The following is a 14,127-nucleotide window of genomic DNA, read 5'->3' as shown; positions in this document are numbered from 1 at the left end:
CAGCAGGGAATGGTGGCGTGGGGCGCCCCAAAACGGGGGAGGGTGCCCCAAAACCGGCCGCCCGACGGATTCGGCCGCCCGACGGATCCCCATTCGCTGCAAAGCAGAGGTCGGGGAGAATGGATCCATGCCCCTCAACGACGCCCCGCTGCTGCGCGCCCTCGCCGGAGACCGCCCCGACACCACGCCCGTGTGGTTCATGCGCCAGGCCGGCCGCTCGCTGCCCGAGTACCGCGACCTGCGGGTCGGCACCCGGATGCTCGACGCATGCCTCACTCCCGACCTCGCGGCGGAGATCACCCTGCAGCCGGTGCGCCGGCACAAGGTCGACGCGGGCATCTTCTTCAGCGACATCGTGGTGCCCCTGCGCCTCGCCGGCGTCGAGGTCGAGATCGAGCCCGGACGCGGACCGGTCTTCGCGTCGCCCGTGCGCACCGCGGCGGACGTCGACCGGATCACGGCGATCGACCCGGCCTCCCTCGACACGACGCAGATCGCCGAGGCGGTGCGGCTCGTCGTCGCGGAGCTCGGCGACACCATCCCGCTGATCGGCTTCGCGGGAGCGCCCTTCACGCTCGCCGCCTACCTCGTTGAGGGCGGGCCCTCGAAGGAGCACCTGCGCGCCAGGGCGATGATGCACACGGATCCGGACTCGTGGAACCGGCTCGCGGGCTGGCTCGCGCGGATCTCGCGCACCTTCCTCGACGCGCAGCGCGCGGCAGGGGCGAGCGCGGTGCAGCTCTTCGACTCCTGGGCGGGTTCGCTCAGCCCCGCCGACTACCGGGCCTTCGTCGCCCCGCACTCGGCGGCCGCCGTCGACGGGATCGACGCCCCGGTCATCCACTTCGGCGTCGGCACGGGTCCGTTCCTCGCGGACATGCGCCTGGACGGTCGCGCCGATGCGGTCGGCGTCGACTGGCGTCTCCCGCTCGATGAGGCCGTCGCGGTGCTCGGCGACGACGTGACCGTGCAGGGCAACATCGACCCCGCACTGCTCACCGCACCCTGGCCCGTGCTCGAGGCGCACGTCCGGGACGTGCTGCGCCGCGGCACCGCCGCCCGCGCGCACATCCTGAACCTCGGCCACGGCGTGCCGCCCGAGACCGACCCCTCGGTGCTCACCCGCATCGTCGAGCTCGTGCATGAGGTCGGTGCGGAGTCGGTCGCCTCCGGAGCGGCGCGATGAGCACGCCGGATCCGGGGCGCGTCCCCGGACAGGGGCGCGCCTCCGACCCCGCGCACACCCCGGAGCTCGCCGCGAAGGCGGCGCACCTGCGGGTCGCCGTGATCGGCGGCGGGGTCGCGGGGCTCGTCGCAGCCGAGTCGATCGCCGCGATCGGCGCGCACGCGACCGTGTTCGAGGCGCAGGAGCGGGCCGGCGGCGCCGTGCAGTCGGGCGAGGCCGACGGGCTCGCCTTCGACGCCGGAGCCGAGAGCTTCGCCGTGCGCGGCGGGCATGTGCGGGCACTCCTGTCCGACCTCGGACTCGACGACCGCGTCGTCTCGCCGGAGCCGGGCGGAGCCTGGGTCGCGGGGATCCCCGGCGGCGCGGCTCCGCTGCCGAAGGGCGGGCTGCTCGGCATCCCGGCGAACCCGTTCGCCGAGGACGTGCGCCGCGTGATCGGCTGGAACGGCACCTGGCGCGCCTGGCTGGATCGCCTGCTGCCTCCGCTCACGATCGGCCACGACCACAGCCTGGGTCGTCTGGTGCGCAGGCGCATGGGCGCCCGCGTGCTCGACCGCCTCGTGGCCCCGGTCAGCACGGGCGTGTACTCCGCGCACCCCGACGACATCGACGTCGACGTCGCGGCGCCCACCCTGAACGCGGCCCTGACCCGCGCCGGGTCGCTCTCCGGCGCGGTCGCCGAGATCACCGGCGGGTCCGGGCGCGCCCCCGGTGCGGCGGTGCAGGGCCTCGCCGGCGGCATGTCCGGTTTGGTCGACGCCCTGATCGCCCGCATCGAGCTGCTCGGATCCGAGGTGCGCACCGGCGCTCCGGTCGAGGGGCTCTCGCGCGACGACGACGGCTGGACCGTCCGGGTCGCGGATCCGGATCCGGCGGCTGCTGAGTCCGAGACGGCGCCCGACGGGATCGAGGGCGGCGACGCCGACCCCTCCGACGCCCCGCTCCGCTTCGACGCCGTGATCGTCGCCGCCGATGAGGCGACGGCGCGGCGGCTGCTCGCTCCGCATGTGCCGGAGCTCGCCGCAGTCGTGGCCGGTTCCTCCCCGCGCATCGAGATCGTGACTCTCGTCCTGGACGCCCCCGAGCTCGACGCCGCCCCTCGGGGATCCGGCGTGCTCACGGTGCCCGGTTCCCACACCGCGAAGGCCCTCACGCACAGCAGCGCGAAGTGGGCCTGGCTGCGCGAGCGGGCCGGATCCCGGCACGTCGTGCGGGTGTCCTTCGGCTCGGCGGGGGAGGATCCGGCGACTGGCGCCCTCGACGACGAAGCGGCGGGAGCACTCGCACTGACCGAGGCCTCGGCGCTCCTCGGCGTCGCTCTGAGCCCCGCACAGCTGCGTGGCAGCCACCGGGCGCGGTTCGTGCAGGCGCAGCCCTCCGCGGTGCTCGGCGCGGCAGAGCGGCGTACGGCCGCAGCCGCTGCCGTCGCGGCCGTGCCTGGCGTCGCCGCGACCGGGGCGTGGCTGAGCGGCACGGGGCTCGCGCAGGTCGTCCCGCACGCGAAGGCCGAGGCGGAGCGCATCCGGCACGCCCTTCTCTGGGGCTGACGACTCGGACATCGCCGTCGTTCCGCGGTCCTCCGGCCGATAGATGCCGAAATCGGCATACAGGGTTACGCTGGAGGTCCGCAGAGACCGCAATCGTGAGGAGACCCCATGAAGGGGAAGATCGGACTCGTCGTCGGACTCGGCGTCGGATACGTGCTGGGCACCCGTGCAGGGCGCGAGCGCTACGAGCAGATCAAGAAGCAGTGGCTCAAGGTCTGGCACCTCGATCCGGTGCAGGCGCAGGTGCACAAGGTGCAGGACTTCGCGAAGACCCAGGCTGCCGCCGTGCCTCAGGCGCTGTGGACCGGTGCGGTGAAGATCGTCAAGGCCGCCACGTCCGACGGCACGCCGGGCCAGCGCGTGGACTCCACCCTCGCGAGCGGCAAGACCGTCGCGGCCGAGGTCAAGCAGGCCGCGGAGGAGACCGTCGCGGCGGCGGAGGCGACCGTCGCGGCCGCCGAGGGCAAGACGAAGCCCCGCACGGCGTCCGGCGCGAAGAGCGCGCCGAAGAAGCCTTCCGCAGGCGCCTGACATGGCCGGCAATTTCCGGGATCGCGCCGACGACAGCCTGCTGACGCTGCTCGGCGACCTCCCCGACCTCGTCAGCACCCTCGTCAAGGCCGAGATCGACGCGGCCAAGACCTGGATCTCACGGACCGCGAAGGACGCAGGCATCGGCAGCGTCTGGTTCCTGGTCGCGCTGTTCTTCCTGTTCTGGACCGTGCCGGTCGTGCTCGTGTTCGCGATCGCCGGGCTCTCGTCATGGTTCCCGGTGTGGCTCTCCGCGATCATCACCTTCGGGATCCTGCTGCTCGCGGTGCTCGTGTTCGCGCTGCTCGGGATCCTGAAGTTCCGCAAGGTCCTGCGCCGGGAGAACCCCGCGCAGGCCGTGGCCACCGACATCCGCATCGTGAAGGAGGCCGGCGATGGCCGTTGACCCGGTGAACATCCCGCGCACGGCGGTGCCGAACGGGATCGTCGATCCCGTCGCCTCGGCCCGTGCCGAGCTGAAGGCGGCGCTGCTCGCGATCGAGGAGAAGGGCAACGTGCCCCGCCGCCTCGAGAAGGCGACCGTCGAAGGCAAGGTCAAGCTGCGCTCGTTCGTGCGCCGCAACCCGGTCGGTGCCATCGCGGCGGTCGTCGGCGTCGCGGCGGTCGTCGGCGGCGTCGTCTGGGCGGTCGCCCGCAGCATCTCGCGCTGACCCCCGCAGCTCGCGCTGACCCCCGCAGCTCGCGCTGACCCCCGCCCCTACCTGACCGCGAGACTCCAACTCCGCGACGAGACTGCGTGCCTGATGCGCAGTCTCGTCGCCCAGTTGGAGTCTCGCGGCCATCCGGGGGTGAGCGAGGTGACGGCGGATCCGGGCGTCGCGAGCCCCGGATCGGTCTCGCGGTCTGCACCTCATAGCCGGAGGGGGCAGACTGGATCCATGGCTGAAGCTGCAGAAACGCCCGTGCTCGCCGCCGACTCCGACGCCTCGCCCCAGGGTTTCACCCTGTGGGCCGTGTGGCGCCGCGACCCCTCCGCTCCCGTGGTCGAGTCCGACGCGACCGAGCTGGAGGACATCGTCCGACTCATCGAGGACGGGGGGATCTCCATCCGCGGCTTCTACGACGTGTCCGGACTCAAGGCCGACGCCGACCTCATGGTGTGGCTGCACGGCCCCAGCCCCGAGGAGCTGCAGAAGGCCCTGCGACGCCTGCGCCGCACCGAGCTCCTGCGCACCCTGCTGCCGACCTGGAACGTGATGGGCGTGCACCGCGACGCGGAGTTCAACCGCGCGCACGTGCCCGGCTTCCTGCGCGGCGTCGATGCGAAGGACTGGCTCTGCCTGTACCCGTTCGTGCGCACGCCGGAGTGGTACCTGATCGAGGAGGACGAGCGCCGCCGCATGCTCGCCGAGCACGGCCGCAAGGGCGCCGCGTTCCGCGGGGTCATCGCCAACACCGTCGCCGCCTTCGCGCTGGGCGACTACGAATGGCTGCTGCCGCTCGAGGCGGACGACCCGACTGAGCTCGTGGACCTCATGCGCGACCTCCGCTACACCGACGCGCGCCGCTATGTGAAGGAGGAGGTGCCCTTCTACACCGGGCGCCGCCTGCGCCTCGAGGAGATCCCAGAGGTCCTGCAGTGACCGCTGCCGGCGACGTCATCCGCCTCGGCACCCGCCGCAGCGCTCTGGCCCAGGCGCAGTCCGGCCATGTGGCGAAGGCGCTCGAGGCGGCTTCGGGACGCCGGGTCGAGCTCGTCCCGATCACGAGCGAGGGCGACACCAACCGCGCCTCGCTCAGCGAGATCGGCGGGCAGGGCGTGTTCGCCACGGCGCTCCGCGATGCGCTGCGGCGGGGCGAGTGCGACATCCTCGTGCACTCCCTGAAGGACCTGCCCACGCAGGTGCCGGACGACCTGGTCATCGCCGCGATCCCGGCGCGCGCCGACGCCCGCGACGTGGCCGTCACCCGCGACGGCACGCCGCTGCATGAGCTGAAGACCGGATCCGCGATCGGCACGGGATCCCCTCGCCGCATCGCGCAGGTGCACGTCCGCAACCCGCGCCTGCACACGGCGGATCTGCGCGGCAACGTCGACTCCCGGCTGCAGCGCGTCGCGTCGGGCGAGCTCGACGCCGTGATCCTCGCCGCCGCGGGCCTCAGCAGGCTCGACGGCGACCCGCTCGGAGAGCTGAAGGCGGAGCCGCTCGGACTCGCCGAGTGGCCGACCGCACCCGGCCAGGGTGCGCTCGCCGTGGAGACGACGGCCGACGCCCCGGCGGAGCTGCTCGCCGCGCTCGCCGCCCTCGACGACGAGGCCACCCGCATCGCCGTCACGGCCGAGCGGGCGGTGCTGGAGGGCCTCGACTCCGGCTGTCAGGCGCCGATGGCCGCGCACGCCGAGATCATCGACGGGGACCTGCGCGTGCGGGCCGTGGTCTACGCCCCGCGCGACGGCTGGCGGATCGGGATCGACGTCACGGAGCCGCTGCATCCAGACTCCGTGAAGGCGGGCGCGTCGGGCGAGGAGTATATTCATCCCAACGGCAGTGGCAACGGTGCGGACTCTGCCGATGGTGCAGACCCGATCAGCGCATCACGCGCGATCGGGTTGTCTGTTGCCCATCGGCTGCTCGAACGTGGGGCGGCTGACCTCCTTCCGCGCCCCTGAATCCGATGATGATGACTGAATCGAAGCAAGAGGCCAAGCCGTTGACCGGTTGGCGCGTGCTCGTGCCGCGCGGAGGACCGTGGGGCGACGGCGTCGCCGCGAGCCTGCGCGCGCAGGGGGCGGTGCCCGTGGTGGCCCCCCTGATCAACTTCGCGCCGACGAACGACCAGGCCGCTCTCGACGACGCCCTCGCGAAGCTCTCGGCCGGCGAGTTCGACTGGCTCACCATCACGAGCGCGACCACGGTCGATGTGCTCTTCGCGCATCGTGCCGAGATCCCCGCCTCCACGAAGATCGCCGCCGTGGGGGAGACCACAGCCGCGGCGCTCGCGGCGGTCGGCTACCACGTCGACCTCGTCCCGGAGGACGACAACTCCGCCGAGGGCATGGCCGGGCAGCTCATCGCGCTCGAGCCCGAGCCGAAGCGGATCCTGACCCTTCGCAGCGAGATCGCCAAGCCGCTGCTGACCAGGTCGCTGATCAAGGCCGGCCACGACGTGTCCAGCGTCGTCGCCTACCGCACGGTCGGCGTGCCGGTGACGGAGCGGATCATGCGCGACGTGCAGAACGGGCGGATCAACGCGATCCTCGTCACGAGCGGATCCGTCGCGGAGCAGGTGCGCGAGCAGTTCCCGGACATCCCCGACTCCACGCTGCTCGCAGCGATCGGCCCTCGTACCGCGAAGGACGCCAAGAAGGCGGGTCTTCCGATCACCGTGGTCGCCGACAAGCAGACCGTCGACGCCCTCATCGACGCGGTCTCGCAGTTCACCCTTCCGCACGCGGCCGACGAGTTCGCCCCGTGACCGGCGGACTCGGCGCCTCGGCCGGCTTCCCCGACATCCGCCCGCGCCGGCTGCGGCAGTCCGTGGCGGTGCGCTCGCTGGCACGGGAGACGGATCTGCTTCCGCGCCATCTGGTGCTCCCGGCGTTCGTGCGCGAGGGGCTGACGGATCCTGTGCCGATCGGATCCATGCCCGGTGTCGTGCAGCACTCGCTCGACTCCCTGCGCCGCGCCGCCGTCGAGGCGGCCGAGGCCGGCGTCACCGGCATCATGCTCTTCGGCGTGCCCGCCGTGCGCGACGCCGTTGGGTCCGGTGCGGATGATCCGGACGGGATCCTCAACGTCGCCACCGCCGCGCTGGCCGCCGAGGTCGGAGACGCGCTCGTCGTGCAGACCGACCTGTGCCTGGACGAGTTCACCGACCACGGCCACTGCGGTGTGCTCGCGGCGGACGGATCCGTCGACAATGACGCGACCCTGGAGCGGTACGTCGCCATGGCGCTCGCGCAGGCGCGCGCCGGGTCGCAGCTGCTGGGCCTGAGCGGAATGATGGACGGCCAGGTCGCCGCGGTGCGCCATGCGCTCGACGCGGAGGGCTTCCAGGACGTGCTGCTGCTCGGCTACGCGGCGAAGTACGCGAGCGCGTTCTACGGCCCGTTCCGTGAGGCCGTCGACTCCCAGTTGCAGGGCGACCGGCGCACGTACCAGCTCGACCCGGGCAACAGGCGCGAGGGCGTGCGCGAGGCGCTCCTGGACGAGGCCGAGGGCGCTGACGTCGTCATGGTGAAGCCTGCGATGGCGTTCCTCGACGTGATGCGCGAAGTGCGCGACGCCGTGCGGGTGCCCGTGTGGGCCTATCAGGTGTCGGGCGAGTACGCGATGATCGAGGCCGCCGCGCAGAACGGCTGGCTCGATCGAGAGCGCACGATCCTGGAGTCCCTGCTGTCGATTCGTCGTGCCGGCGCCGACACCGTGCTGACGTACTGGGCGACCGAGGCCGCCCGCTGGCTCGCCCGCGACTGAAGGCCTTTCCTGGCCGGGATGACCAGCGCACGCATCATCGCAGCGGCGGCCACCAGCTCGCGTCCGCACCGCCGCCGGTGCTGCCGCTGTAGCCGACTCCGGCTCCACCGTGCGCGCCGCAGCGTGCGTCCGACACCGGCTGATCCGCCGACTGCCACCAGGACCCGGCCGTCGCGGTGATCTGGAACGGCGCGTCGCCGTCCGTCGTGAACCTCAGCTCCGCGCCCTGCGGCCCGCTGGCTGAGATCGCCATCGGCGCCTCCTGATCCAGGGTGACCGTCCAGCCGGCATTCGTGAGCGCCTTCGTCAGCGCGTCGTGGTCGAGCTCCAGGCTTGCCGCATGGCGGAATGCGATGCGCAGCCGGTACGCGTCCCACCCGAGCCCGTCGTCGTTCAGAGACTCCGCGCACGCCTCTTGCGCTTCCCACCCCTGCGGTGCCACGGCGGCGCGCAGATCGGAGACCACCCGCTGCACCGCGTCGTAGCGCTGCTCCGCGAGCGCGATCTGCTTCTCGGCCGTGCGGGCCGTCGCCTGCGCGCGCACTTCGCCGGCAGCGTCTCCCTGCATCTGCCCGATCGTGACACCGATCCCTCCGGCGGTCGCGAGCAGCAGCGGCGCCAGTCCGAAGCCGGCCCACCCGAGGCGCTCCCACCGCCGGGCATGGCGGATCGCCACGCGGTCGGATGCCGGCATGAGCAGCAGTATCCAGGCCGCGATCCCGCAGACGATCGCCGCGACGAAGACCCAGCTCGTGAACACTCCGCCCGCGGGACCGCCGGCCAGCTGCTGCAGCAGCGACGGCACCGGCACCGACTCGGAGGGGGCTGATGCGATCGTGCGATCCGGCATGGCGATCACGAACGCCACCCAGCTCCACCACAGCAGGATCAGCACCGGCACCTGCCGCGCCGGCGTCGCTCGCACGCCCGCGCGAGGGTGAATCAAGCGCGGCAGCGATCCAAGGACGCCTGCCATGAGGATGGTCAGCGGCGAGGTCAGCACGATGCCGAAGGCAAGCTCGCCATGAGCAGTGGCCACACGCCACAGGCAGAACAGGGCCACGCCGATCGGCAGGAGCCAGGTCAGCCACGGCCAGATCCGCCAGGTGGCCCGCCGCAGGGCGGACGTGCGGTGCCGGAGCTCCGGCGGATGCTGCTGCATCCCGTCACGCTAGCCGCGCACCCTGAACGATCGGCGTCAGACCCTGAGCCGCTCCGGCCGATCTGCAGCACGCGAAACGCGTCGATGGCTCTCTGAGGGAGCCGTCTGCGGCCTTCGAAGCGATGAGGTTCGCTCGGGAGAGCGGCACAGGATCCTCCGGGAGAATGGATCCATGACCGACCGCAATGACGACCTGTTCGACGCCGCCCGTGCCGTGATCCCCGGCGGGGTGAACTCGCCCGTGCGCGCCTACGGGTCGGTCGGCGGCACGCCGCGGTTCCTCGCGAGCGCTTCCGGCGCGACGGTCACCGATGCCGCAGGTACGACCTACCTCGACCTCGTCGCATCCTGGGGCCCTGCGCTGCTCGGGCACGCACATCCCGAGGTCGTCGCGGCCGTGCAGGAATCGGCGACCCGTGGCCTGTCGTTCGGAGCTCCGACCGAGGGCGAGGTCGAGCTCGCCGCCCTCATCGCCGACCGGGTGCGGCACGGCGACGCCCGCCCCGTCGAGCGCGTGCGGCTGGTCTCCACGGGCACCGAGGCGACGATGACCGCGATCCGGCTCGCCCGCGGTGCGACCGGACGCGACCTCCTCGTGAAGTTCGCCGGGCACTACCACGGTCACTCGGACGGTCTGCTGGCCGCGGCCGGCTCCGGCGTGGCGACCCTCGCCCTGCCCGGATCCGCGGGCGTCCCCGCGCCCATCGCGGCACAGACTCTCGTCATCGACTACAACTCCCCGGACGCGCTCGCGGCGGTGTTCGCCGAGCACGGCGACCGGATCGCGGCCGTCATCGTCGAAGCCTCCGCGGCGAACATGGGCGTGGTCGCGCCGCAGCCCGGATTCAATCGCCTCATCGCAGATACCGCGCACGCGCACGGCGCCCTCATGATCCTCGACGAGGTGCTCACCGGTTTCCGCGTGCACCCGGCCGGGTTCTGGGGCCTGCAGCAGGCCGCGGGCGAGGAGTACCTGCCCGACATCATCACGTTCGGCAAGGTCGTGGGCGGCGGGATGCCGCTCGCCGCGCTCGGCGGCCGTGCCGAGGTCATGGACCAGCTGGCGCCGACCGGGCCGGTGTACCAGGCCGGCACGCTGAGCGGGAACCCGCTCTCGGTCGCCGCGGGCCTGGCCACGCTGCGTCTCGCGACGCCCGGGGTGTACGCCAGGATCGACGCTGCGGCCGCCCGGCTCTCGGAGGCTCTCGACCAGGCTCTGACCGATGCCGGCGTCGCGCACGCGGTGCCGCGCGCGGGCAACCTGTTCGGTGTGGTCTTCGCGTCGGAGGCTCCGCGCGACTACGCCGCGGCTCAGGCGCAGCAGGTGTTCCGGTACGCCCCGTTCTTCCACGCGATGCGCGAGCAGGGCGTGGCGCTGCCGCCGAGCGTGTTCGAGGCCTGGTTCCTCACGGCCGCGCACGGAGACGCCGAGCTCACGGCGATCGAGGCGGCGCTGCCCGCTGCCGCCGAGGCCGCAGCCCGCGCGACGGCCTGACGGCCGGTTTCGGGGCGCTCTCTCACGTTTTGGGGCGCATCCCGCCGGGATTCCCGGGTGGGACGCGCCCCAAAACGGAGGAATGCGCCCCGACTCCGCGGATCCACGGCTTAGATCTGGCCGGATCCAGGCCCATCGTGGTCGGATCCCGGTCGTCCGACGGGGTCGAAGCCGGGTATTGGGGCACTCTTTCACGTTTTGGGGCGCATCTTGCCGGGAATCTGGGGCGTGACGCGCCCCAAAACGGAGGGCGCGCCCCGAAGTCTGCGTCCCCGGCACAGGCCGCCGCTCGTCGACGGGAACCCTAACTGCCAGCCCCCCGACCAGGTTCGGGCCTACGAGACCCCGACCGGAGCCGGCCCGGCTGCTCCTTGCCTCGTTTGGGGCGCATTTCGATGTCTTGGGGCGTACCCCGCCAAGAATCCGGGTCGCGACGCGCCCCAAAACGTGCGGACGCGCCCCGAACCGCCGCCGAACCGACCCCGAACCGCACATCCGACGGCGCCGCCCGCCGGCCGTCTCGCTTGTCGGACTTCGCCAGCGGGATCGTTGCCGTCCTGTGAGGTGCCTCGCGGGCGGATTCGGGGCGGCGCTGGCAGACTGGGGAGATGGTGACGCTGCTGCTGGATCGGACCCGCCTCGAGGTGGAGCTCTCTCCGCTCGAGCGCGCTGTCTCCTTCCGCCGCGACAACCTGCACATCGCCCGCGAGGCGATCGTCAAGGTGCAGCTCACAGACGACGCCTGGACGTGGCTGCGCGGAGTCGGCAGCCCCGGCACGCATGTGCCCCTCGTGCTCGCGGCCGGCACCTGGAAGTCGGCCAACGGCGACGACTTCGTGCTCATCCGCCGGCACAAGCCGAGCGTCGTGATCGATCTCGAGGGCGCGGAGTTCCAGCGTCTCGTGCTCACCACACGGCACGGGCTGGCGCTCGCTCAGGCGCTGCGCCTTGATGCGAGCTCCGAGCTCGCCGAGGTGACCGACATCGCCGCGACCGGCGCGATCCCCGTCGCAGAGCCCTCCGGAACCCCCGGGCGCGGACGCAGGCGCAAGCCCTCGCCTCGCCCCGCCTGACCGCGCGGAGCGGCTCCGGCTGAGCCTCTGCGGCGATGTCCGCATCCGGCTCGACAGCGCCTGAACGCGGAAGCGGCGACCGTCCTCAGACGATCGCCGCTCCGTTCGGATTCGTTCTCGGGTCAGTGCCCGTGGTGCTCTCCGTGGTTGTCGCCCTCGTGGTGCTCGCCGTCCTGGCCCTGTTCCTGCGGGGCCTCCTCGTCGTGCTGCTCGTCCGATGAAGAGGACGCGTCGTGCCCTGCGGGCTCGCCGCCGTTCTCGTCGCTGGGGCCGGGCGTGTACGAGGGGGCGTCGTCCGTGAAGAACGCGCGCGCGGCCGCGGCGAGCGATGCGCTGACGGCGGCGGCGCGGGGATCGTCGTCCTGGTGGATCTCGCCCTGCGTCACGTCCTCGAGGTCGTCGTCCTCGTCGGGCGCCTCGTCTAGGATGACCTGGATCTCCTGGGTGCGTCCGTCGGCGAGGGCCGCGAAGATCTCGATACCGGCGATCTCGGTGGTCTCGGTGCTCGGCTCGGGGGTGGCGAACTCGCCCTCGGCGGCCGGCGTCGTGATGATGGTCGTCGCCGCGGTGGGGGCGTCGTCGATGTCGTCATCGCTGCGCTCGGCGCCCTCGTCCTGCGGGGCAGCGCCCTCTGGGGCGCCCTCGTTCTCCGCAGCGGCGTCCTTCGCGTCGTTCGAGGTCTGAGCGGCCGACGGCACGCCGGTGATCAGATCGTCGAACGACACCGGCGCCGCATCCGGAATGGTCAGGGCGGCGGTCTCGAAGGATCCGAGCGCGGCGCCGTCGTCATCCGTCTCACCATCGGCGGCGTGGGTGAGCGGGGCGTCCTGCGCCTCGGCGTCGGTGGGGTGCTCGGAGTCCTCTGCACCCTCGTGGTGCGCCTCGCCCGGCGTGTAGTCGGCGACGATCGGGGCGGTCAGTGCGACCCCCGCGGCGATCGCGCCGTCGTCGTGCGCGTCCTCGGACTCGTCGGCCGAATCCGCCGCGTCGCCGGAATCAGCGCCGGCCTCGGTCTCCGCCTCGGTCCCGCCCTCTGCCTCGGTCGCTTCAGCGGGGGACTGCTCGGTCTCGGACTCCTCCGGCTCGGCGTCATCCGCCGCCGCTTCGGCGTCCGTGCCCTCGTCGAGCCCGGCGGCGTCGTCCGCGGATCCGTCCTCGTCGGAGTCGGAGTCGGAGTCGGAGTCGGAGTCGGACGATTCCGCTCCCTCGGTGACGCCCTCGTCGGAGGCCTCAGCCTCGTCGCCGGAAGCGTCCTCAGCCTGGCCCTCGGCAGCGCCCTCCGCGCCAGCGTCAATGCCGTCAGCGCCGTCAGCGTCCTCGGCAGCCTCCGGTTCGGAATCGTCCGCGGATCCGGATCCCTCGGTCGAGGCGTCCTCCGCGCCGGAATCGCCCTCCGCCTCGTCCGTGGCGGACTGCGCGGCAGCGAACTCGGCGGCCTCGCGGCGCGTGGTCGGAATCGCGACGGTGCCCTCGGCCGGGGCTGCTTCCGCCGCCGCGCCGAAGAGGCCGGCCACGCCGGCGCCCGCCGCGGCCACGACCGGCACCGCTGCTGCGGCGCCGAAGAGCCCCGCGGTCGGAACGTGCTCGGCGTCCGCCGGATCGCCCTCGCCCGAAGTCCCGGCCTCGGTCGCGCCCGGCTCAGCGCCGGCCTCCGGCTCCGCAGCGGTGACCGCGGGAGCGCCGACGACCGGGATCGAGCCCGTGAGCGGGTCGCGACGGCCGTGCACGAGGTCGAGGAAGACCTCCTCCAGGCTCGGTCCGCGCTGCAGCAGCGTGGTGAGCGCGAGCCCCGCGGAGGCGGCGACGGCGCCGACCGCCGCAGCGTCGGTGTTGTGCACGGTCAGGCCCGACCGGAGCACGTCGAAGGTCAGCCCGGCGTTCTGCAGGGCGGTGGCGAGGGCTGTGCGGTCGTCGGCGTCGACGACGACCGATCCGGTGGTCGGATCCGAGAGCTTGCCGATGCTGTCCGCATAGACCAGGCGGCCCTTGGAGAGCACGAGCACGTTGTCGGCGATCTGCTCGATCTCGCTCAGCACGTGCGACGAGACCAGCACAGTGCGGCCCTCGTCGGCGAGGCGGCGCATGAGCAGGCGCATCCAGCGGATGCCCTCGGGATCGAGGCCGTTCGCTGGCTCGTCGAGCACGAGCGCTCCGGGGTCGCCGAGCAGGGCGCCGGCGACGCTGAGGCGCTGCCGCATGCCGAGCGAGTAGGCGCCGATGCGCGTCTCGGTCTCGTTCTGCAGGCCCACGAGGGCGAGCACCTCGTCCACGCGGGAGAGCGGGATCCCGTTCGCCTTCGCGGCGATCGACAGCTGGCGCGGGGCCGTGCGGCGGGGCCGGTAGACGGCCTCCTCGAGCACGGATCCGACGGTGCGCAGCGGGTGGCGCAGCTCGGCGTGCGCGACGCCGCCGATGGTCGCGGTGCCCGAGGTCGGGCGGATCTGGCCGAGCATCATCCGCAGCGACGTCGTCTTGCCGGCGCCGTTCGGCCCGAGGAACGCGGTCACCGCCCCCGGCTCGATACGGGCGGAGAGGTCGTCGACAGCGGTGAGAACGCCGAAGCGCTTCGTCGCATGCGAGAACTCGAGCACTTGTCCGTCGGTCATCCGCGGCCTCTCATAGATACAGCAGTACCCCTCTATCTTGTCGGATGCGACCTGAAAACGCTCGTTGATCCGGGGCATTCCGCGCAAT

13 protein-coding genes are annotated in these 14,127 nt (G+C 72.6%); 11 read left to right on the top strand and 2 right to left on the bottom strand.

Features of this window, described 5'->3' with window-relative positions:
- The first annotated feature begins 127 nt into the window (after positions 1-127).
- The 9 genes from hemE (at position 128) to hemB (ending at position 7,703) form a co-directional block, all read left to right on the top strand.
- Positions 128-1,186 (top strand): uroporphyrinogen decarboxylase, encoded by a 1,059-nt coding sequence (hemE, locus tag CQ044_RS11960; protein ID WP_045271151.1) that lies wholly within the window; start codon positions 128-130, stop codon positions 1,184-1,186.
- Positions 1,183-2,733 carry an NAD(P)/FAD-dependent oxidoreductase gene (locus tag CQ044_RS11955; RefSeq protein WP_105688669.1) on the top strand — a complete coding sequence of 517 codons (1,551 nt, stop codon included), beginning with the start codon at positions 1,183-1,185 and terminating at the stop codon, positions 2,731-2,733. Before hemE ends, CQ044_RS11955 begins: the two co-directional genes overlap by 4 nt.
- Before the next feature lie 108 nt (positions 2,734-2,841).
- The gene (locus CQ044_RS11950; protein WP_105688668.1) at positions 2,842-3,264 is read left to right on the top strand and encodes a hypothetical protein; all 423 of its coding nucleotides are present in this window, start codon (positions 2,842-2,844) and stop codon (positions 3,262-3,264) included.
- A 1-nt stretch (position 3,265) separates the two neighbouring features.
- Positions 3,266-3,670, top strand: a complete 405-nt coding sequence (locus CQ044_RS11945; protein WP_045271148.1) for a phage holin family protein — start codon at positions 3,266-3,268, stop codon at positions 3,668-3,670.
- Positions 3,660-3,935, top strand: coding sequence for a hypothetical protein (locus CQ044_RS11940; RefSeq protein WP_045271147.1), 276 nt, complete (start codon positions 3,660-3,662; stop codon positions 3,933-3,935). The genes CQ044_RS11945 and CQ044_RS11940 overlap by 11 nt, the downstream gene beginning before the upstream one ends.
- 228 nt (positions 3,936-4,163) lie before the next feature.
- Complete coding sequence (gene hemQ / locus CQ044_RS11935; RefSeq protein WP_045271146.1) at positions 4,164-4,868, top strand: hydrogen peroxide-dependent heme synthase; 705 nt, start codon at positions 4,164-4,166, stop codon at positions 4,866-4,868.
- A complete protein-coding gene (gene hemC, locus CQ044_RS11930) occupies positions 4,865-5,896 on the top strand; it encodes a hydroxymethylbilane synthase (protein ID WP_181158299.1) in 1,032 nt (343 codons plus the stop codon). The genes hemQ and hemC overlap by 4 nt, the downstream gene beginning before the upstream one ends.
- A gap of 11 nt (positions 5,897-5,907) precedes the next feature.
- A complete protein-coding gene (locus tag CQ044_RS11925) occupies positions 5,908-6,702 on the top strand; it encodes a uroporphyrinogen-III synthase (RefSeq protein ID WP_374954858.1) in 795 nt (264 codons plus the stop codon).
- Positions 6,699-7,703, top strand: a complete 1,005-nt coding sequence (hemB, locus tag CQ044_RS11920; RefSeq protein WP_181158298.1) for a porphobilinogen synthase — start codon at positions 6,699-6,701, stop codon at positions 7,701-7,703. Before CQ044_RS11925 ends, hemB begins: the two co-directional genes overlap by 4 nt.
- 34 nt (positions 7,704-7,737) lie before the next feature.
- Here the strand turns inward: hemB and CQ044_RS11915 are convergent, their stop codons facing one another.
- Complete coding sequence (locus CQ044_RS11915) at positions 7,738-8,865, bottom strand: hypothetical protein (protein ID WP_105688666.1); 1,128 nt, start codon at positions 8,863-8,865, stop codon at positions 7,738-7,740.
- Positions 8,866-9,037: 172 nt separating this feature from the next.
- Between CQ044_RS11915 and CQ044_RS11910 the strand changes: the two genes are divergently transcribed.
- Positions 9,038-10,360 (top strand): glutamate-1-semialdehyde 2,1-aminomutase, encoded by a 1,323-nt coding sequence (locus CQ044_RS11910; RefSeq protein ID WP_105688665.1) that lies wholly within the window; start codon positions 9,038-9,040, stop codon positions 10,358-10,360.
- Between the two features lie 608 nt (positions 10,361-10,968).
- On the top strand, positions 10,969-11,433 hold the full coding sequence (locus CQ044_RS11905; protein ID WP_045271142.1) for a hypothetical protein: 465 nt from the start codon (positions 10,969-10,971) through the stop codon (positions 11,431-11,433).
- A gap of 122 nt (positions 11,434-11,555) precedes the next feature.
- Here the strand turns inward: CQ044_RS11905 and CQ044_RS19735 are convergent, their stop codons facing one another.
- Entirely contained in the window at positions 11,556-14,039 is a 2,484-nt protein-coding gene (locus tag CQ044_RS19735) for an ATP-binding cassette domain-containing protein (protein WP_219844961.1), read from the bottom strand.
- Positions 14,040-14,127: the final 88 nt, after the last annotated feature.

The organism is Microbacterium sp. MYb64, from assembly GCF_002979495.1.
Lineage (GTDB): Bacteria > Actinomycetota > Actinomycetes > Actinomycetales > Microbacteriaceae > Microbacterium > Microbacterium azadirachtae_A.
This window is presented reverse-complemented; position numbering and strand designations above follow the sequence as displayed.

Coding starts and splice junctions, on each gene's coding strand:
- hemE (WP_045271151.1), top strand. CDS start 128: ATGCCCCTCAACGACGCCCCGCTGCTGCGCGCCCTCGCCGGAGACCGC.
- CQ044_RS11955 (WP_105688669.1), top strand. CDS start 1,183: ATGAGCACGCCGGATCCGGGGCGCGTCCCCGGACAGGGGCGCGCCTCC.
- CQ044_RS11950 (WP_105688668.1), top strand. CDS start 2,842: ATGAAGGGGAAGATCGGACTCGTCGTCGGACTCGGCGTCGGATACGTG.
- CQ044_RS11945 (WP_045271148.1), top strand. CDS start 3,266: ATGGCCGGCAATTTCCGGGATCGCGCCGACGACAGCCTGCTGACGCTG.
- CQ044_RS11940 (WP_045271147.1), top strand. CDS start 3,660: ATGGCCGTTGACCCGGTGAACATCCCGCGCACGGCGGTGCCGAACGGG.
- hemQ (WP_045271146.1), top strand. CDS start 4,164: ATGGCTGAAGCTGCAGAAACGCCCGTGCTCGCCGCCGACTCCGACGCC.
- CQ044_RS11925 (WP_374954858.1), top strand. CDS start 5,908: ATGACTGAATCGAAGCAAGAGGCCAAGCCGTTGACCGGTTGGCGCGTG.
- CQ044_RS11915 (WP_105688666.1), bottom strand. CDS start 8,865: ATGCAGCAGCATCCGCCGGAGCTCCGGCACCGCACGTCCGCCCTGCGG.
- CQ044_RS11910 (WP_105688665.1), top strand. CDS start 9,038: ATGACCGACCGCAATGACGACCTGTTCGACGCCGCCCGTGCCGTGATC.
- CQ044_RS11905 (WP_045271142.1), top strand. CDS start 10,969: ATGGTGACGCTGCTGCTGGATCGGACCCGCCTCGAGGTGGAGCTCTCT.
- CQ044_RS19735 (WP_219844961.1), bottom strand. CDS start 14,039: ATGACCGACGGACAAGTGCTCGAGTTCTCGCATGCGACGAAGCGCTTC.